Annotated in this window: 19 protein-coding genes and 1 riboswitch; of the genes, 15 read left to right on the top strand and 4 right to left on the bottom strand. The window is 74.3% G+C overall.

The window, feature by feature from the left end; translation table 11 throughout:
* Positions 1-148: 148 nt before the first annotated feature.
* Positions 149-242, bottom strand: a riboswitch (glycine riboswitch).
* An 82-nt stretch (positions 243-324) separates the two neighbouring features.
* From ACL02R_RS18805 to ACL02R_RS18790, 4 genes are all read left to right on the top strand, one after another.
* Entirely contained in the window at positions 325-1,092 is a 768-nt protein-coding gene (locus ACL02R_RS18805; RefSeq protein WP_412798100.1) for an enhanced serine sensitivity protein SseB, read from the top strand.
* Positions 1,093-1,184: 92 nt separating this feature from the next.
* On the top strand, positions 1,185-1,931 hold the full coding sequence (locus tag ACL02R_RS18800) for an enhanced serine sensitivity protein SseB C-terminal domain-containing protein (RefSeq protein WP_412798099.1): 747 nt from the start codon (positions 1,185-1,187) through the stop codon (positions 1,929-1,931).
* Positions 1,932-2,004: 73 nt separating this feature from the next.
* On the top strand, positions 2,005-2,478 hold the full coding sequence (locus tag ACL02R_RS18795) for a Dps family protein (RefSeq protein ID WP_412798098.1): 474 nt from the start codon (positions 2,005-2,007) through the stop codon (positions 2,476-2,478).
* A 270-nt stretch (positions 2,479-2,748) separates the two neighbouring features.
* Positions 2,749-2,901, top strand: a complete 153-nt coding sequence (locus ACL02R_RS18790) for a hypothetical protein (RefSeq protein ID WP_412798097.1) — start codon at positions 2,749-2,751, stop codon at positions 2,899-2,901.
* A 3-nt stretch (positions 2,902-2,904) separates the two neighbouring features.
* Here ACL02R_RS18790 and ACL02R_RS18785 read toward each other — a convergent pair whose 3' ends face one another.
* Positions 2,905-3,108, bottom strand: a complete 204-nt coding sequence (locus ACL02R_RS18785) for a hypothetical protein (RefSeq protein WP_412798096.1) — start codon at positions 3,106-3,108, stop codon at positions 2,905-2,907.
* A 160-nt stretch (positions 3,109-3,268) separates the two neighbouring features.
* A complete protein-coding gene (locus tag ACL02R_RS18780) occupies positions 3,269-4,207 on the bottom strand; it encodes an SDR family NAD(P)-dependent oxidoreductase (RefSeq protein ID WP_412798095.1) in 939 nt (312 codons plus the stop codon).
* Positions 4,208-4,396: 189 nt separating this feature from the next.
* On the opposite strand from ACL02R_RS18780, the gene ACL02R_RS18775 reads away from it, so the two are divergent.
* From ACL02R_RS18775 to ACL02R_RS18755, 5 genes are all read left to right on the top strand, one after another.
* The gene (locus ACL02R_RS18775; RefSeq protein WP_412798162.1) at positions 4,397-4,945 is read left to right on the top strand and encodes a TetR/AcrR family transcriptional regulator; all 549 of its coding nucleotides are present in this window, start codon (positions 4,397-4,399) and stop codon (positions 4,943-4,945) included.
* Positions 4,946-5,974: 1,029 nt separating this feature from the next.
* Positions 5,975-6,913 (top strand): N-acetylmuramoyl-L-alanine amidase, encoded by a 939-nt coding sequence (locus ACL02R_RS18770; protein ID WP_412798094.1) that lies wholly within the window; start codon positions 5,975-5,977, stop codon positions 6,911-6,913.
* A gap of 76 nt (positions 6,914-6,989) precedes the next feature.
* Entirely contained in the window at positions 6,990-7,616 is a 627-nt protein-coding gene (locus ACL02R_RS18765) for an RNA polymerase sigma factor (protein ID WP_412798093.1), read from the top strand.
* Positions 7,613-8,290 (top strand): hypothetical protein, encoded by a 678-nt coding sequence (locus ACL02R_RS18760; protein WP_412798092.1) that lies wholly within the window; start codon positions 7,613-7,615, stop codon positions 8,288-8,290. The genes ACL02R_RS18765 and ACL02R_RS18760 overlap by 4 nt, the downstream gene beginning before the upstream one ends.
* A 43-nt stretch (positions 8,291-8,333) precedes the next feature.
* Positions 8,334-8,510, top strand: coding sequence for a hypothetical protein (locus tag ACL02R_RS18755; RefSeq protein WP_362964544.1), 177 nt, complete (start codon positions 8,334-8,336; stop codon positions 8,508-8,510).
* Here the strand turns inward: ACL02R_RS18755 and ACL02R_RS18750 are convergent.
* Entirely contained in the window at positions 8,503-9,183 is a 681-nt protein-coding gene (locus ACL02R_RS18750; protein ID WP_412798091.1) for an N-acetylmuramoyl-L-alanine amidase, read from the bottom strand. The two genes, ACL02R_RS18755 and ACL02R_RS18750, sit on opposite strands and share 8 nt — an antisense overlap.
* 73 nt (positions 9,184-9,256) lie before the next feature.
* Here ACL02R_RS18750 and ACL02R_RS18745 point away from each other — a divergent pair, with 73 nt between their 5' ends.
* Together ACL02R_RS18745 and mnmA are read left to right on the top strand one after the other, a co-directional pair.
* Complete coding sequence (locus ACL02R_RS18745) at positions 9,257-10,426, top strand: cysteine desulfurase family protein (protein WP_412798090.1); 1,170 nt, start codon at positions 9,257-9,259, stop codon at positions 10,424-10,426.
* Positions 10,427-10,445: 19 nt separating this feature from the next.
* Positions 10,446-11,579, top strand: coding sequence for a tRNA 2-thiouridine(34) synthase MnmA (gene mnmA, locus ACL02R_RS18740; RefSeq protein ID WP_412798089.1), 1,134 nt, complete (start codon positions 10,446-10,448; stop codon positions 11,577-11,579).
* Between the two features lie 19 nt (positions 11,580-11,598).
* Here mnmA and ACL02R_RS18735 read toward each other — a convergent pair whose 3' ends face one another.
* Complete coding sequence (locus ACL02R_RS18735; protein WP_412798088.1) at positions 11,599-12,402, bottom strand: carbon-nitrogen hydrolase family protein; 804 nt, start codon at positions 12,400-12,402, stop codon at positions 11,599-11,601.
* A 58-nt stretch (positions 12,403-12,460) separates the two neighbouring features.
* On the opposite strand from ACL02R_RS18735, the gene ACL02R_RS18730 reads away from it, so the two are divergent.
* The 4 genes from ACL02R_RS18730 (at position 12,461) to ACL02R_RS18715 (ending at position 18,818) form a co-directional block, all read left to right on the top strand.
* Positions 12,461-13,150 carry an SDR family oxidoreductase gene (locus tag ACL02R_RS18730; RefSeq protein ID WP_412798087.1) on the top strand — a complete coding sequence of 230 codons (690 nt, stop codon included), beginning with the start codon at positions 12,461-12,463 and terminating at the stop codon, positions 13,148-13,150.
* Positions 13,151-13,164: 14 nt separating this feature from the next.
* A complete protein-coding gene (locus ACL02R_RS18725; protein ID WP_412798086.1) occupies positions 13,165-14,244 on the top strand; it encodes a methionine synthase in 1,080 nt (359 codons plus the stop codon).
* Positions 14,245-14,258: 14 nt separating this feature from the next.
* Complete coding sequence (gene ligA, locus ACL02R_RS18720; RefSeq protein ID WP_412798085.1) at positions 14,259-16,511, top strand: NAD-dependent DNA ligase LigA; 2,253 nt, start codon at positions 14,259-14,261, stop codon at positions 16,509-16,511.
* A gap of 183 nt (positions 16,512-16,694) precedes the next feature.
* The gene (locus tag ACL02R_RS18715) at positions 16,695-18,818 is read left to right on the top strand and encodes a putative bifunctional diguanylate cyclase/phosphodiesterase (RefSeq protein ID WP_412798084.1); all 2,124 of its coding nucleotides are present in this window, start codon (positions 16,695-16,697) and stop codon (positions 18,816-18,818) included.
* Positions 18,819-18,820 lie beyond the last annotated feature (2 nt).

Below are 18,820 nucleotides of genomic sequence, written 5' to 3'. Positions count from 1 at the left end.
GGGGGATGGAGGACGGCGGGACGGCGTACGGCCCGGTCCTCCCCATCTGTCATCTGCACCTGAGAGGTTCGCCGCGGCCGGGGGCCGGTGGCTTGCACCGTGGGTGGGAACGCGCCCGGCGGGGGCGCGGTCCGCTTTTCAGATTCGCCTTCCGCACGCGGTATCGGGGCCTGAGAGATTCAAGGGAGGACTTGCTCCTTCGGCGCCCCGCACGGCGGCGGGAACTCTCCCGCGCGCGGTCGAACGGCTGGTATGCGGTTGTCGGCACATCATCGCACGAACCTGCGGGCACGGCCGGACGGGCGCAGCCGTTAGGGTGCGTGCATGACCGTACCCAGGCAGCAGCCCGGCTTCGGCGGAGGGTGGCCGAGCAACGAGCTGGAAGAGACGCTCGCCGTGTCCCTCGGCGTCGCCGACGCGGGCCCGAGACTGCTGAAGGTCCTCGCGCGCAGCGCCCTGTGGGTGCCGCTGCCCGAGGGCGGCAGCCGCGAGAGCACGCACCTGGACCTGCCCACGGTCCAGCTGAACGGCGGCCCGTACGTCCCCGTCTTCAGCTCCGCCGAGCAGCTGCACCTGGGCGGCGCCTCGCACCTCCCGTTCGCCGTCGCGCCCGCGTGGGAGTTCGCGCGTGGCCTGCCGCCGGGCGTCGGCGTCGCCCTCAACCCGGGCGGGACCGTCGGCGTGCCCGTGCCGCCCGTCGCCGTCGCCGAGCTGTGCCGCGCCACCCCGGGGGAGCGCGCGCCCGGCGTGCCCAGCGGCGCGCGGATGCGCCTTTTCCAGCCGGACTGGCAGGACGACCCCATCGACTTCCTGCGCGCCGTCACGGGCGAGCTGGCCGTCCTGCCCGCCGTACGGTCCGCGCGCCGCGGCCTGGCGAGCGCCGAGGGCGGCGCGCCGGCGCTCTTCGTCGGCATAGAGATGGACACCCTGGAGGAGACGCAGCGCGCCGTCGTCCACGACGCGCTCGGCCGGGCCCTGGCGCGGCAGCCCGTCGTCTGGCCGGTACAACTGGTCCTGCTGGATGCGGCCGACGACCCTGTGGTGGACTGGCTCCGGGCGTGCGTGCAGCCGTTCTACACCCGCGATGCCTGAGGCGCCGGGGACCAGGTCACGCGGGGGCACACCTCGCACGCTGCCGAGCCTGGCGTGCGCGGCGCCGTCGAGAGCGAGGAGGACAGGCCCAGGTGAGTGCGGTGCGAGGCGTTGAGGAACTGCTCCCCCGGATCACGGCCGACCGCCTGGACGCCTACGAGGAGCTGCTGGCCGCCCTGGCCGCCGGAGACGTCTGGATGCTGCTGTGGCACGGCCGCCCCGGCGAACCGGAGGCGCAGTACGGCAGCATCGAGGTCGCTGGGCACGGCTACGCCCCCTGCGTCACCTCGGAACGCGAACTGGCCGCCAGCGGCTGGAACCGCGAGCACGAGGTCGTCAGCGGCCTCGACATCGCCGCCGCCCTGTACCCCGACCACTGGGGCCTGTGGCTCGACCCGCACGCCCCCGGCGGCGGCCTCGGCGTCCCCTGGCTGGACCTGCGGCGCATAGCGGGCGGCCTGGACCGGCTGCCCGCCGGGCCGCTGCGCATCGGCGAACCGGCCGTGCGTGCCGACGCGTTCTACGCGCAGCTCGTCGCGCTCGCGGGCCGTACGCCCGTGGTGCGCAGCCTGCGGCGCGGCTGGGTGCGGCCCGCGCTGGGGGAGGCGTACCTCGTCATCGGGCTCGACGTGGACGACCCGGGGGAGCGGACCGCCGAGGCGGTGCGCCAGATGATGCTGGAGGCGATCGGCGCCGTCCCGGACGGCCTGCCGGTCGGCACGGTCGCCATGGCGGACGGCTACGACCCGGTGGCGATGTGGCTGCGGGCGAACGCGCGCCCGTTCTACGACCGCGACGCCCCGGGCGGCGGCGGTCACGGCTACCCGCGCCCGTACTGAGCCCCCGGTTGCCCACCCGCATCCGGGGTAACCGGAGCGAGGCAGGACACCGCAACATGAAAGGGGACGCCGTATGAACGCCGTGAAGAGCACGCTGCCCGACGCCGCTCGGAAGACCGTCGGGGAGGCGTTGCAGGGCGCGCTCGTCGACCTGGTCGACCTGTCGCTGGTCGCGAAGCAGACGCACTGGAACGTCATCGGCCCCCGGTTCCGCTCGGTGCACCTCCAGCTGGACGAGGTGGTCGACTCGGCCCGTACGCACTCCGACACCGTCGCCGAGCGCGCGGCGGCCCTGGGCATCTCGCCGGACGGGCGGGCCCACGCCGTGGCCGCCGGGACCGGGATCGCGAAGGCTCCCGAGAGCTGGCAGCGGGACACCGAGGCCGTGGGCACGATGGTGGACGCGCTGGGCGCGGTCATCGTGCGGATGCGGGACCGGATGGCGGAGGTCGCGGAGGCGGACCGGGTGACGGAGGACATCCTGATCGCGGTGACGCAGGACTTGGAGAAGCACCACTGGATGTTCCAGGCGGAGAACGCCTCCTGACCCACCCCACCCGGCGTCACCCCCGCCCCTGCCGGAACCCCGGCAGGGGCGCCCGCACGCGCCCCGGTCACTCACGCCGGCCACCATCCCCCTACGGGCGGATGTACGGGCCGCGTCACGCGCGCCGCGTACGAAAGGCCGGGGACGGGCACGCCGCGGCGCGGCGTTCGGTGCAGCTGAGCAAAATCCGCCCCGCCACCACCAGACCAGCAGTACAAAGACTCTGCTCCCCGCACGCGCGGGGAGGGTCCGTCGCCCGGCAGCGGTGCCGTGAAGCCGAAGAAGGTGTCGTCGCCGCGCGTACGGGAGTGCGGGCCGGAGGCCGTCCGGCTGTTGCGTGAGGAGCCAGGACCGGGCGGGGAGGCGGAGGTCGCGCGGCTCACCGGCTGGGCGCCCGACGTCGTACGGCGGCTGACCGTCTGACGGTCACTCGTGCCGCGGCGTGCAGCGCGGCGTCGCCTGGCAGTAGTGCCCGAGCCCCTTGCAGTGCCAGCACAGGTGCGGCGCCGCCACCCCCTGCCCCGGCCCGGACGCGGGCACGTACAGCGTCTCGCGGAACTCGACGCGCTGCCCCGTGCACGCCTGGCACTGCCGGTGCGGTCCGGGGCAGTCGTCCGCCGTCTCAGCCATCCAGTCGTTCCCTCGCTCGCGCGGTCCGCCGGGCGTCTTCAGGGTCTCTCCGCGGGCGGTGGTGAAGCCAGGCCGCGGCGGTTTCCGTCACAGCTTCCGCACGGTACGTTACCCGCCCGGGTGCGAAGCCGCAGGGGTGCCGGGCTCCCGCGTACGGGACCTACGCGGCGAGCGTGTCGAGCGAGACCTGCCACAGCAGGGCCGCCGCCTCGGGGTCGAGGGCGTACGGCGCGACTCCGCGCGCGGCGCCGGGCTCGGCGTGCGCCGCCTCGTTGCAGTCCTCGAAGTACCGGCCGGACACCCCGGCGAGCAGCGGGGAGGCCGCGAGCAGCGCGGACGTCGCGGCGCCCTGCTCCGGCGTCTTCCAGTCCGGGGCCCCGGCGCCCACGCGGGCGCGCATCCGTTCCAGCTCCTCGTCGCTCACATGCCGCTGGAGGCGGGTCCTGATGCCGCCGGGCATCAGGGAGTTGACGAGGATGCCGTCGTCCACCCAGCGGGCGGCGGCGGCGACCGCGAACAGGACGTTGGCCGTCTTCGACTGGCCGTACGCCGCCCACGGCTCGTACGCACGCTCGCGGAAGTGGATGTCCTCGAAGACGACGGGCGACCGCAGGTGCGCGCTCGAACTGACCGACACCACGCGCGCCCCGTCAGCCGCCGCGAGCGCCCGGTGCAGGCCGGTCGTCAGCGCGAAGTGGCCGAGGTGGTTGGTGGCGAACTGCAACTCCCAGCCCTGCGGGGTCCTGGTCTCGGGCGCCGCCATGACGCCCGCGTTGTTGACGAGGATGTGCAGCGGCCCCTCCCACGCGGAGGTGAACGCGGCGACCGACGACGGGTCGGCCAGGTCGAGGCGCGCGACGCTGACGTCCCCCGCGCCGCTGGTCGCGCGGATGTCGTCGGCGGTGCGGTCGCCCGCCGCCGCGTCGCGGACGGCGAGCGTCACGGCCGCGCCCGCGCCGGCCAGGGCGCGCGCGGTCTCGACGCCGATGCCGGAGGCGCCGCCGGTGACGACGGCGCGGCGGCCGGTGAGGTCCACGCCGGCGAGGACCTCGGCGGCGGTGGAGGAGGCGGAGAACGGGGTGGTGAGCGGGGTGGTCACGCTGCGGGTCCTTCCGGGGGCGTGGGGTGCGGGGCGGTACGGGGCGCCGGTCCGGCCGGTACGATGGAACGCGTATTCAACCGGAGGGTCCTCCGCTACCGCCTTCCGACTGTAAGCGGAGGATGCTCCGGTAAGCAAGCTCGCCCGAGGAGTGCCGCCGTGCCGCCGCCGCCAGACGCCGCCCGCCCGATGCGCGCCGACGCCCAGCGCAACCGCGCCCGCCTCCTGGAGTGCGCGGTCCGCGCCTTCTCCGAGCAGGGCCCCGACGCGACGCTCGACGCCGTCGCGCGCGAGGCGGGCGTCGGCATCGGCACGCTCTACCGCCACTTCCCGACCCGCGAGGCGCTGATCGAGGCGGCCTACCGCAACGAGCTGGCCCGCCTGTGCGACGCCGTCCCCGGCCTGCTCGCCGAACTGCCGCCGGACCGTGCCCTGCGCGTGTGGATGGACCGATTCATCGACTATGCGGCCACCAAGCACGGCATGGCGGACGCCCTGCGCGCGGTGATCGCGTCGGGCGGCGACCCGTTCGCCACCAGCCGGGCGCGGCTCGGCGAGGCCGTCGGCGCGCTGCTCGGCGCGGGAGCGGCGGCGGGAACGGTGCGGGACGACGTGGACCCGGTGGACGTGCTCACCGCGGTCAGCGGCGTCGGGCTGGCGACCGGCCCCGAGGGGCGTGCGACGGCGGGCAGGCTGCTCGACCTGCTGATGGACGGCCTGCGCCCGCGCACGGGCTGAACGCCCCTTCCGGACGCACGACGAGACCGCCCGGCGGCCGTGGGGGCCGCCGGGCGGGGGAACCCGTGGGGTCCCGGCGCCCGCCGTGCGGCGGGGACCGGGACCGGGGCGCGATCCGCCGGTGGGGGAGATCAAGGTCCGACGGCCCGCCCGGGGTCCGTGGGGGGTGTCAATCGCTTACCCGCGCCGGCCCGAAGACAACATTTTCCGCCGGCGAATCCCCCGGACGAGGGAGCGCGCGGACCTCCGCACGCGCTGCCGCGCCGCTCAGCGCAGGCGTACGAGCGCGTGCACCGGCGCGTGGTCCGAAGGGTAGCGCCCCGCCCGCGAACGGTAGGTGTTGATCGCCGCGCGCTCCACCTCCACCCCGTCGTCGACGAGGAGCCAGTCGATGCGGTCGCCGCCCTCCGGTCGCCGGTCGCCGGGCCGATCAGCGGGCGCCCGGCGCGCGCGCCGGTGGCGTCCGCCGTGCCCGTCATCGCCAGCAGCCCGGCCGCCGCGCCCGTCGCTCCCAGTACGCCCCGTCGTGTCACAGCCATGGGTGCATCCCTTCGATCGCACATGTGTGGTGCCTGCCTGTCGCGCGGACGACTCTGACCGCCGCCCGTGTGTCCCCCGGAGAGGGCGGGCGACGCGGTGCCGAACGGCGGACGAATTACCGATGGCGCCCCGCGCGCAAAACCCGTGCACCGGTCGCCTGTTGAATCCACCGGTCGCACGAGTCGTTTTCACATTCCGGTCCCCGGTGCCAACTACCGGTAAAGAACGGTTGATTGGACAATCATCGCAAGGGCCGCCGGACCGGCGCTCTTGCGCGTCGGCGCGCCCACGCCGTACATCTCGTACGGCGGCACGCACCGGACGATCGGGGGATTACGCGACATGGCCACTCCGCTTTCCGCCGACAAACTCCTGAAGGCCCTCAAGGACGAGGGAGTCAAAGTCGTCGAACACAAGAATTGGCGAACAAACAATCGGAACAAGGTCGGTTCGTGGGGTCCCGTCCACGGAGTGATGGTGCACCACACGGTGACCACCGGGACCAGCGGAACCGTCGATCTCTGCTACGGGGGCAGGTCCGACCTCCCCGGGCCGCTGTGCCACGGGGTGATCGCCAAGGACGGCACGGTCTACCTCGTCGGCCACGGCAGGGCCAACCACGCGGGCGCTGGCGACCAGGACGTGCTGAACGCCGTCGTCGCCGAGAAGGCCCTGCCCGCCGACAACGAGACGAACGCCGACGGCAACACGCACTTCTACGGCTTCGAGGCCGTCAACCTCGGCGACAACAAGGACCCCTGGCCGCCCGAGCAGGTCGAGGCGATCGTGCGCGCGTCGGCGGCGCTGTGCCGCGCGCACGGCTGGGGCAAGGACGGCGACACCAGCGTCATCGGCCACCTGGAGTGGCAGCCGGGCAAGATCGATCCGCGCGGCCCCGGCATCACCATGAAGGACGTCCGGGCGCGGGTGGCCGAACGTCTCAGGCACTCCGCCGGGTGGAGCCCGGAGCCGCCCGCCGAGGAGGACGAGATGCCCCAGTGGTCCGTCTACGGCACCACCGACTACGTCAGGACCGTCCCGCCGGGCGCCTGGACCACGCTCCGGTTCAACCGGCGGCACGACGGCAAGAAGTGGGTGGACAAGGAGGCCGAGCCGTCGATCCTGTTCGGCACCTGCCACTACACGGCGTCGGTCGGCGTGCGCGTCGTCGGGCTGGCGAAGGGCCAGGAGTTCCAGATCAGGCTCGCCGAGTACCGGGCCGGCGCGGACGGAAAGTACGAGCGCACCGGCAGCATGCCGATCAACTCCCCGGTCCACGACGGCGGCGACGGCCACTTCACGTACACCTGGACGGGCTTCATCTCCGCCACCGACAAGGGCCGCGTCCGCGTCGAGGTCATGCACTACGGCGACGGGCCGCTCACCGTGGACTGGGCGCGCGCCGAGTCCCTGTACTGGCCCTCCTGAGCGGCGGCCGTAACGTTCTCCTGTCCCCCTGCCAAGTACAGGTGTTCAGCAGGACGAGGACGGGAGAGTCCCGCACGTGAAGATACCCAGCACGAGCCGCGGCGGTCCCGCCGCCGTGGTTCGTGACCCCGCGCTGTTCGAGGAGTTCTACCGGCGGCATGTGGACGCGATGACGCGCTTCCTGGCCCGCCGCGTGGACGACCCGCACACCGTGGCCGACCTGACGGCGGAGGTCTTCCTCGCCGTCATCGACTCGGCCCACACGTACGACGCCGCGCGCGGCAGTGAGACCGCGTGGCTGTACGGCATCGCGCGCAACACCGTCTCGGCCGAACGCCGCCGCGCCGCACGGGAGTCGGCGCTCAGCACGCGCATAGCGGGCCGCAGGCTCCTCGAACAGGACGACATCACGCGCCTTGAGGAGAAGCTCGTCGCCGAGAACGAGGGCCGCCGCGCCCTCCTCGCGATGGCGGAACTCCCGGACGGCGAACGGGCCGTCCTGGAACTGGTCGCCGTCGACCAGCTCACCGTCACCGAGGCGGCGCGCGCCCTGGGCATCCGCCCGGTCACCGCGCGGGTCCGCCTCCACCGCGCGCGCAAGTCCCTCACCCGCGCGGCACGCCCCACCGCCGAGCGGGAGACCGATGTCCCGCCGCACCCCGTCACCGACACCTCCACCCTGGCCGCCGGGAGCACCGCATGACCAGCACCTTCGAAGACCGCCTGCTCACCGAACTCCAGCGCGAGGCCCACCTCGCCGCCGCCGAGAACCCCGCGCCCGCCCGCCGCGCGCGGCGCACCCGGCTGCGCGTCGCGACCGGCCTGGCCGCCGCCACGGCCATCGCGGGGAGCACGCTCGCCTTCCCGGGCGGCACCGCGCCCACCGCGTACGCCGTGGAGCACAACGACGACGGGACGGTCAGCCTCTTCCTGGTCGACGAGCTGACGGTGGACGCCCAGCAGCAGGCCGCGCTGGCCGACGAACTGCGGGCGGCCGGAATCGCCGTCCTGCTCGATCCCGCCGGGGAGGACGGGTCCTGCGACTGGCCCGAGCACGGTGTCCTGAACGGCAACGGCGAGCCGATGAGTGGTTTCGGGAACTCCGTCTCCTCGGAGCCCGAAGGACCGGTGGAGATGAACCAGGGAGGGCCGCTCGACCTCGAAGGGGAGGACATTCCGCAGCCTGCGCAGCTCGAAGAGCAGCCGGCGCCGACCGAGGAGGACGAGGCGTGGGCCAGGCGGGAGTTCAGCGCGATCCTGGAGCCGGGAAACGTGGTCGTCATCGACAACATGTCCGCGCCGTACGAGGGAGTGAGGATGGAGTTCTTCGAAACCGACCCCGGCCCCTGCGTCCCCGCGGACTCTCCGACGGAGTGACGACACCGCCCCCGGGCCGCCGTCCTGCCGCTAGCGTGGTCCCATGCGCTACGAGGCACGGCACAACGAGGAGCGCGGCTGGTATGTCGTCTCCGACGAGGGGCACCTCGCCCACGTCCCCGACCCGGACACCCACCACCTCCGGGCGGCAATCTTCGAACGCGAGGCGGACGCCGAGCGCTGCGCCCAGGAACTGAGCAGGCTCGGCACCCTCAGCTGACGCCCGCCGCCGACCGGACCATCGCCATGTACCGGTCCCAGTCCCAGTGCGGCCCCGGGCAGATCCGCACCACGTCCGGCACCTCGTTGTGCCCCACGATGTGCTGCCGGTCCACCGGTATGCCGTACCGGGCGCAGATGCCGGCCACGAGGCGGGCCGACGACTCGTACATCGTGTCCGTGAGGTACGACGGGTCGTCGGCCCAGCCCTCGTGCTCGATGCCGACGCTGCGCTCGTTGAACTCCCGGTTCCCCGCCTGGTACGCGACGTCCAGCTCCCGCACCATCTGCGCGACATGGCCGTCCCCGGACCGCACCACGTAGTGCGCCGCCGCCCCGTGCGACGAGTCCTGGAACACCCGCAGCGTGATGTCGTACGTCGCCTCCGGCATGTGGATCACCACGCGGTCCACGGTGTAGTCGCGCGGCCTGCTGGCCCGCCGGTAGTTGGCGGACGAGGCGGGCACCCACTCCGCGCCCTCGTGGTCGACCTCGCCCTCGTCACGCGGCACGGCGGGCGCCCCGTACCGCCACCACGCGTCCTCCAGCGCCTCGCGCCCCAGGAAGCCGCCGACACCGACCGCCGCCACCGCGCCGCCCGCGACCAGCAGCCGTCGCCGCCGCACCGCCGCGCCGCCCTCCGGCTGCCGATCCGTAGTCAGATGTTCACTCATCGTGGCCTCCCGTCCCCCTACAACGCTCGCCGCCCGCCGGGGGTTCCGCCCCGGCTCGTAGAATCGGCTCACCATGCCGTACTTCGATCACGCCGCCACCACCCCGATGCTCCCCGAGGCCGTCGCGGCGATGACCGCCCAGCTCACCGCCACCGGCAACGCCTCGGCGCTCCACGGCTCGGGACGGCGGGCGCGCCGCGTGGTCGAGGAGGGCCGCGAGGCCATCGCCGCCGCGCTCGGCGCGCGCCCCAGCGAGGTCGTCCTCACCGCCGGGGGCACCGAGGCGGACAACCTGGCCGTCAAGGGCCTCTACTGGGCGCGCAACGCCGCCGACCCCCGCCGTACGCGCGTCCTCGCCAGCCCCGTCGAGCACCACGCCGTCCTCGACCCCGTGCGGTGGCTGGCCGACCACCAGGGTGCCACGGTCGAATGGCTCCCCGTCGACGCCCACGGGCGCGTGCACCCCGAGGCGCTGCGCCTCGTGCTCGCCGACGACCCGGGCAGCGTCGCGCTGGTCACCGTCATGTGGGCCAACAACGAGATCGGCACCGTCCAGCCCGTCGCCGAACTCGCCGCCGTCGCCGCCGGCCACGGCATCCCCCTGCACACCGACGCCGTCCAGGCCGTGGGCCAGCTCGACGTGGACTTCGCCGCCAGCGGCGCCGCCGCCCTCACCGTCTCCGCCCACAAGATCGGCGGCCCGTACGGCATCGGCGCGCTGCTGCTCTCGCGCGACCAGACGCCCGTCCCCGTCCTCCACGGCGGCGGCCAGGAGCGCGAGGTGCGCTCCGGAACGCTCGACGTGCCCGCCGTCGCCGGGTTCGCCGCCGCCGCCGCGCACGCCGCCGCGCACCGCGACGAGTTCGCCCGTACGGTCGGCGCGCTGCGCGACGACCTGGTGGCCGCCGTCACCTCCGCCGTGCCGGACGTGGTCCTCGGCGGCGACCCCGACCCGGCGGGCCGCCTGCCCGGCAACGCGCACTTCGCGTTCCCCGGCTGCGAGGGCGACTCGCTGCTGCTCCTGCTCGACGCGCAGGGCATCGAGTGCTCCACCGGCTCCGCGTGCACGGCGGGCGTCGCCCAGCCGAGCCACGTTCTGCTCGCCACCGGCGCCGACGCCGAACTGGCCCGCGGCACCCTGCGGTTCAGCCTCGGCCACACCACCACCCCCGCCGACGTGGCCGCCGTCGCCACGGCCATCGGCCCTGCCGTGGAAAGGGCCCGTGCGGCGGGCCTCAGCTGACCGTACCCTGGAAGGCGCTATGACTGAGACCCCTCGCGCGGGACGCCCCCTGAAGGTCCTCGCCGCCATGTCGGGCGGTGTGGACTCGGCGGTCGCCGCCGCCCGCGCCGCCGAGGCCGGGCACGACGTGACCGGCGTCCACCTCGCGCTCTCCGCGAACCCCCAGTCCTTCCGCACCGGCGCCCGCGGCTGCTGCACGGTCGAGGACTCCCGCGACGCGCGCCGCGCCGCCGACGTGATCGGCATCCCGTTCTACGTGTGGGACCTCGCCGAACGCTTCCGGCAGGACGTGGTCGAAGACTTCATCGCCGAGTACGAGGCGGGCCGCACGCCCAACCCGTGCCTGCGCTGCAACGAGAAGATCAAGTTCGCCGCGCTGCTCGACAGGGCGCTCGCCCTCGGCTTCGACGCCGTGTGCACCGGCCACTACGCCAGCGTCGTGACCACGCCGGACGGCACCCGCGAGCTGCACCGCTCCGCCGACCTCGCCAAGGACCAGAGCTACGTCCTCGGCGTCCTCGACCAGCGGCAGCTGGCCCACGCCATGTTCCCCCTCGGCGACACCGGCGCCACCAAGCCGGAGATCCGCGCCGAGGCCGAACGGCGCGGCCTCGCCGTCGCCGCCAAGCCCGACAGCCACGACATCTGCTTCATCGCCGACGGCGACACGCAGGGCTTCCTCGCCGGCCACCTCGGCACGGCGGAGGGCGACATCGTGGACGAGGACGGCGCCACGGTCGGCACGCACAGCGGCGCGTACGGTTTCACCATCGGCCAGCGGCGCGGCCTGCGCATCGGCCGCCCCGCACCCGACGGCAAGCCGCGCTACGTGCTCGACATCTCCCCGGTGGACAACACCGTCACGGTAGGCCCGGCCGAGGCGCTCGACGTCCTGGCACTCACCGCCATCCGCCCGCGCTGGTGCGGCGCCGCCCCCACCGGGCCCGGCGCGTACACCGCCCAGCTCCGCGCGCACGGCGGCGAGGTCCCGGTGACGGCCGAGCCCACCGGGGACGGGCTGCGGGTCCGTTTCACGGAGCCGGTGCGCGGTGTCGCGCCGGGGCAGGCGGTCGTGCTGTACGACGGCCCCCGCGTCGTCGGCTCCGCGACCATCGCCACGACCGAACGGGCCGCCGCCGCGGGGCGCCGCTGACCCGTCACGCGCGCCCCCGTCACAGGCCCGCGACGTCCACCCTGTTGGCCAGCACGGGGACCGCCGCGCGTGCCGCGTCCGCCTCCGCCGGGTCCAGGTCGAACACCAGCCGGCCCGGCTCGCCGCCGAGCCTTGCCCGCACCTCACCCAGCGGTGAGACGACCATGCTGTGCCCGATCCCTGTGGGCGCCTCCGTACGCGGCGGCTCGCCCACCGTGGACGGGTCCGCCTGCCCGGCCGCGACCACCCAGCACGTACTGTCCAGCGCACGCGCCCGCACGAGCACGTCCCACTGCTCCGCCTTCCCCGGCCCCGCGCCCCACGACGCGGACAGCAGCACCACGCGCGCGCCCTGCCCGGCGAGCCGCGTGAACAACTGCGGGAACCGCACGTCGTAGCACGTCGCGAAGCCGAGCCGTACGCCGTCCACATCCGCGACCACGGTGCGGTCACCAGGAGCCACCGTCTCCGACTCGGCGAACCCGAACGCGTCGAACAGGTGCAGCTTGTCGTAGGAGGTGTCCACGCCGCGCCCGGTGACCAGCAGCGTGTTCCGCACCCGCCCGTCCCGCGCCGGGGTGAACATGCCCGCCACCACCAGCACGCCCGCCCGTTCCGCCGCCTCCCGCACGCCCGCCGCCCACGGCCCGTCCAGCGGCTCCGCCACCGGCCCGAGCGGGATGCCGAACCGCGCCATCGCCGCCTCGGGGAACACCACGACGTCCGCGCCCTCCGTCGCGGCCTCGGCCACGCGGCCCGTGACCGTCTTCAGGTTCTCCACCGGCGAGACCCCCGACGCGAACTGCTCCACGGCGACCCGCATGCCCGTAACCCCTCTCCCTGTCCGCCTGCCCTCCACCACCGTACGAGAGCATGTCCCCATGGCAACACATGTGATCACCGGCGCGGGCTCCGGCATCGGCGCCGCCGTGGCCAGGCGCCTCGCCGACCGCGGCGACGAGCTGTGGCTGTGGGCGCGCGACGCGGGCCGCGCCAGGGAACTGGCCGCCCAGCACCCCGGCGCCCGCACCCTCGTCGGCAACCTCGCCGAGCCCGAGCGGCTCTCCTGGGCGCTCGGCCACCAGTCGCCGCCCGACCGCATCGACTCCCTCGTGCACAGCGCGGGCGTCGTCGAACTCGGCCCCATCGGCGAACTGACTCCCGCCGTCTGGCGCTCCACCCTCGCGGCCAACCTCGTCGCCCCCGCCGAACTGACCCGCCTCCTCCTGCCGCAACTGCGCGCCGCACGCGGCCACGTCGTCTTCATCAACTCCGGCGCGGGCCTGCGCGCCAACGCCCAGTGGGGCGCGTACGCAGCCAGCAAGCACGGTCTCAAGGCCCTGGCCGACGCGCTGCGCGCCGAGGAGGCCGGACAGGGTGTACGCGTCACCAGCGTCCACCCTGGCCGCACGGCCACCCCCATGCAGGAGAAGGTCCACCAGCAGGAGGGCCAGGTCTACGACCCCGACCGCTGGATGACCGCCGACGCCGTCGCCACCACCGTTCTCACCGCGCTCGACCTGCCGCGCGGGGCGGAGGTGACCGACCTGTCGGTGCGCCCCGCCGGGTGACTTACGTTGTCCCCGTGACCGACACGACGACCGCCACGACGACCGCCACGACGACGCGACCGACCGCCGGCGAGCAGCCGGGCACCGCCTTCCCCTGGGGCCCGGCCGCCGCCACCGGCGTCGGCTCGATGCCGGGCGAGGACGCCCGCGAGGCCGCGCGGATCGCCACCGGCTCCCTGGAGAGCCTGCTCTTCCTGCCGGAACTGCCCGCGCGCGGCCCCGGCGCCGACATGATCGGCCGCACCGCGGGCCTGCTCGCCGAGCTGTACGCGCGGGTCGAGCCCAGCGGCTGGCGCCTCGGCGACCGGCCGGGCAGGGACACCCGCCGGGCCCACGCCTGGCTCAGCCAGGACCTCGACGCCCTGGAGGAGTTCACCCAGGGGTACACGGGCGCGCTCAAGGTCGCGGCGGTCGGCCCCTGGACGCTGGCCGCCGCCCTGGAGCGGCGCAACGGCGAGGCCATGCTGGGCGACGCGGGCGCCGTCCGCGACCTCGCCGCCTCGCTCGCCGAGGGCCTGCGCGGCCACCTCGCGGACGTACGGCGGCGCGTGCCGGGCGCCCGTGTCGTCCTCCAGCTCGACGAGCCGTCGGTCACGGCCGTGCTCACCGGCCGCGTCCCCACCGCGAGCGGCTACCGCACCCACCGCGCGCCGGACCGCGCCGTGGTCGAGGACACCCTGCGCGGGGTGATCGCCGCCGCCGGGGACGACCCGGTGGTCGTGCACAGCTGCGCGCCCGGCGTCCCGTTCGGCCTGCTGCGGCGGGCCGGGGCGACGGGCGTCTCCTTCGACCTCGGGCTGCTCACCGAGCGTGACGACGAGGCGATCGGCGAGGCGGCCGAGGGCGGGACGGCGCTCTTCGCCGGAGTCGTGCCCGGCACCGGTTCCACGGCCGGTGAATTGTCAGACCCGGCCGGTACTGTCTCAGGAGTCAGAACGCTCTGGCGCAGGCTGGGGCTGTCACCGGCGCTTCTCGCCGAGGCCGTGACGGTCACCCCGGTGTGCGGACTCGCGGGCGCCTCACCGGCGTACGCGGCGGCAGCCCTCACGCACTGCGTCCGTGCGGCGCGATCCCTCGCGAACGACCCTGAGTGACGGGAGACGAGAAGGTGGCTGGCGAACGGTCCGGCGGTGGCGGCGCGGAGTCCTCCGTGCCGCCGGAGGCGCGCGAACGGCACGCGCGCCTCGCCGAGCAGGTCGAGGAGCACCGCTTCCGCTACTACGTGCGGACGCCCGTGATCAGCGACGCGCAGTTCGACGCGCTGATGCGGGAGTTGCAGGGCCTTGAGGAGGAGCACCCGGAGCTGCGCACGGCCGACTCGCCCACCCAGGCGGTCGCCGGGAGCTACGAGACGGAGTTCACCGCCGTCGAGCACCGCGAGCGCATGCTCTCGCTGGACAACGCGTTCGACGACGAGGAACTGTCCGCCTGGGCCGACCGCGTCGCCGCCGAACTGGACGGCATCCCCTACCACTTCCTGTGCGAGCTGAAGGTGGACGGCCTCGCCGTCAACCTCACGTACGAGCACGGCCGCCTCACCCGCGCCGCGACCCGCGGGGACGGCCGCGTCGGCGAGGACATCACGCCCAACGTCCGGACGATCGACGAGATCCCCGACCGGCTCGCCGGCGACCGCGTGCCCGATCTGGTGGAGATCCGCGGCGAGGTTTTCTTCGCCATGGAGCGCTTCGAGGAGCTGAACGCGCGGCTCGTCGAGGCGGGGGAGAAGCCGTTCGCCAATCCGCGCAACGCCGCCGCCGGTTCGCTGCGGCAGAAGGACCCCAAGGTCACGGCGGGCCGCGCCCTCCAGATGGTCGTGCACGGCATCGGCGCGCGCGAGGGCTTCGCCATCGACCGGCTCTCCGACGCGTACGGGCTGCTGAAGGAGTGGGGCCTGCCCACCGCGCGCGCCGCCCGCGTGGTGGAGGACCTGGACGGGGTGCGCGAGTTCATCGCCCACTACGGCGAGCACCGGCACGCCGTCGAGCACGAGATCGACGGCGTCGTGGTCAAGGTGGACGAGATCCCCCTCCAGGGCCGCATGGGCAGCACCTCCCGCGCGCCGCGCTGGGCCATCGCCTGGAAGTACCCGCCGGAGGAGGTCAACACCAAGCTGGTCGACATCCGCGTCGGCGTCGGCAGGACAGGGCGCGTCACGCCGTACGCGGTCGTGGAGCCGGTGACGGTGGCCGGGTCCGAGGTCGAGTTCGCCACGCTGCACAACCAGCAGGTCGTCAAGGCCAAGGGCGTGCTGATCGGCGACACGGTCGCGCTGCGCAAGGCCGGGGACGTCATCCCGGAGATCCTCGGGCCGGTCGCCGACCTGCGGGACGGCAGCGAGCGCGAGTTCGTGATGCCGGAGAAGTGCCCGGAGTGCGGGCACACGCTCCAGCCCATGAAGGAGGGCGACATCGACCTGCGCTGCCCCAACGCAAGGTCGTGTCCCGCCCAGCTGCGCGAGCGTGTCTCCTACCTGGCCAGCCGCCGGTGCCTCGACATCGACCACTTCGGGTACGTCGCGGCGACCGCGCTCACCCAGCCGCTCGAACCGGCCGAGCCGCCGCTGCTCGACGAGGGCCGCCTCTTCGAGCTCACGGTGGACGAACTGCTGCCCATCAGGTCCTACGTCCTGGACCAGGACACCGGCCTGCCCAAGCGCGACCCGGAGACCGGCGAGCCCAAGATCGTCACCTTCTTCGCCAACCAGCGCGGCGAACCGAAGAAGAACACCCTCGCCATGCTGGAGAGCATCGAGCAGGCCAAGACCCGGCCGCTCGCCTCCCTGATCACCGGCCTGTCCATCCGGCACGTCGGACCGGTCGCGGCACGGGCGCTGGCCCGCGAGTTCGGCTCGCTCGACCGCATCGCGGAGGCGGACGAGGAGGAGCTGGCGGCCATCGAGGGCGTCGGGCCGACCATCGCCGCCTCGCTCAAGGACTGGTTCGCGATCGACTGGCACCGCGACATCGTGGAGCGGTGGCGCGCCGCCGGGGTAAGGCTCACCGAGGAGACCGGCAAGGACACGGCGCCGCGCGCCCTCGCGGGCGTCACCGCCGTCGTCACCGGCACCCTCGCGGGCTGGACGCGTGACGCCGCCCGGGACGCACTTCAGGCCCAGGGCGCGAAAGTGACCGGATCGGTTTCGAAGAAGACCGACTTCGTCATCGTCGGGGACAGCCCGGGGTCGAAGTACGACAAGGCCGTGCAGCTCAAGGTGCCCGTCCTGGACGAGGACGGGTTCGCGGTCCTGCTCGCCGACGGGCCGGACGCGGCGCGTGCCGCGGCCGTCACCGCGGGAGCCGAAGCCGACGGGGACGTGCGGGAAGGGGCGGAAGGGGCGGAAGAGCAGTCAGACTCCTGAGGTGACACAGGAGTTGACGGGCATGGGCGGCACAGGGCTGTGGCATATACCAGAGGCACGTCACGCCGTGAGGTGCTTTGGGCAAGCAGCCGGGTTGGCTGACACCCGGCCCGCCGGGACGCCTAATGTGGGGCGGACACGTCCGCCCCGGGCGCGGCGGACACGGCCGTGAGAGGGACCCGCATGCACCAAGCTTCCGGGGGAGGACGGCCACTGCCCCGTGGATACGCGCGGCTGGCGCGCCACACGGGCACGGCCGTCCTCGCCGCCGCAGGAGTCGCCCTGCTCATCGGCGTCTGCCGCCTCCTCGGCGGCGGCCACGCCCTCTTCCCCGGCGACCGGCCGGGCTGGGGCTTCGCCGTCCTGACCGGGCTGATCGTCGCCCACCTCGTCGCCCTCGGCGGCGACAGCTGGTGGGGCGGCGGTTCCGGCTCGGGCGCCGCCCTCGCCCTCGCCATGCTGCTGCTCTACGGCTGGGTCCCCGCCATGCTGGTCAGCCTCGCCGTGGTGACGCTCGCCGGCATCGCCCGCCGCGAGAGCCGCCTCCAGGCCACCCGGCACGGCGCCATCGACATCCTCGGCGTCGGCGGCGCCGCGCTGACCCTCGCCGCCTGGGGCTCCCGGCCCAGCGTCGAACACCCCTGGGAACCCGGCGACTGGCAGGCCGCCACGATGCCGCAACTCGTCCTCGGCGCCTGCGCGTACCTCGTCATCACCCGGCTCCTCCTGTGGCTCGTCAGCGACCCGCCCGGCGGCCTGCCCTCCCTCGCCTGGGGCGCGCTCCTGAAACAGGGCCTCGTCGCGACAGCCCTCCTGTGCATAGCCCCCCTCATAGCCGTGGTCGCCGCCCACGCCCCGCTGCTGCTGCCGCTGTTCGCCGTCCCGCTCATCTCACTCGACTCCACCTTCTGGATGGCACGCGCCCGCGCCGAGGACCAGCTCAGCGACCCCCTCACCGGCCTCCCCAACCGCCAGTGGCTCCTGGAACGCACCCGCGCCGCCCTCGCCGACGCCGGACGCGGCGGAGAACGCGCCGCCCTCGTCCTCATCGACCTGGACAGCTTCCGCGCCGTCAACGACACCCTGGGCCACCTCGCCGGCGACCGCCTCCTCCTCCAGATCGCCGACCGCATCAGGACCGGACTGCCCGCCGGCGCCGAGCCCGCCAGGCTCGGCGGCGACGAGTTCGCCGTCCTGCTGCCCCGCGTCGCCTCCGCCACCAGCGCCCAGCGCGTCGCCCGCTCCCTCGTCGGCTCCCTCGGCGCCCCCCTCGACCTCGACGGCCTCACCATCGTCGTGGAGGCGAGCGCGGGCGTCGCCGTCTTCCCCGACCACGCGCCCGGCGCAGAGGACCTGCTGCGCCGCGCCGACGTGGCGATGTACGACGCCAAGCAGGACCGCAGCGGCGTCGAGGTCTACGACGCCACCCGCGACAGCAACACCCCCGACCGCCTCGCGCTCCTCGGCGACCTGCGGCACGCGCTCGACGCCGGGCAGGTCGAGCTGCACTACCAGCCGAAGGTCCGCTTCGACGGCGAGGTCGCCGGTCTCGAAGCCCTGATCCGCTGGGAGCACCCCGACCGGGGCCGCGTCCCGCCCGACGAGTTCATCACCATGGCCGAGACGTCGGGACTGATGCCGCGCCTGACCGAGTACGTCCTGGAGACCGCGCTGCGGCAGGTCGCCCGCTGGCGCGCCCACGGCCTCACCGTCCCCGTCGCCGTCAACGTGTCGCCCCGCGACGTCTACACCCCCGGGTTCGCCGGGGCGGTCGCCGCCCGCCTCGCCCGGCACGGCGTCCCGGCCGGCTCGCTCCAGCTGGAGATCACCGAGCACGTCATGCTGGAGGACCCCCAGCACGCCGCCGACACCCTCGCCGGGCTGACCGGCCACGGCGTCCGCATGTCCCTGGACGACTTCGGCACCGGCTACTCGTCCCTCGTCCACCTGCGCCGCCTGCCGGTGAGCGAGCTGAAGATAGACCGCTCGTTCGTCGCCCGCCTCGCCGTGGACGCGCAGGACGCCGAGATCGTCCGCTGCACCGTCGAACTGGCCCACTCCCTCGGCCTGGTGGTCGTCGCCGAGGGCGTCGAGGACGACGAGACGTGGGAGCGGCTGCGCGACCTCGGCTGCGACGCCGTGCAGGGCTGGCTCGTCGCCGCCGCCATGCCCGCCGCCGAGACGACGGCCTGGCTCCGCGCCCGCGACAGCCGCCCCGCCGAGGAACTGCCGGGCGGCGCGGTGCCCGCCGGGCTGCCCCTGCCGGCCGAGGCGGCGGCGACCCGTACGCTGCCCGCCGAGGCCTGAGC

The sequence above is a fragment of the Streptomyces sp. MS19 genome (assembly GCF_047200595.1).
Taxonomy (GTDB): Bacteria; Actinomycetota; Actinomycetes; order Streptomycetales; family Streptomycetaceae; genus Streptomyces.
The sequence above is the reverse complement of the archived record's forward strand: the minus strand, read 5'-3'. Positions and strand labels throughout refer to the sequence as shown.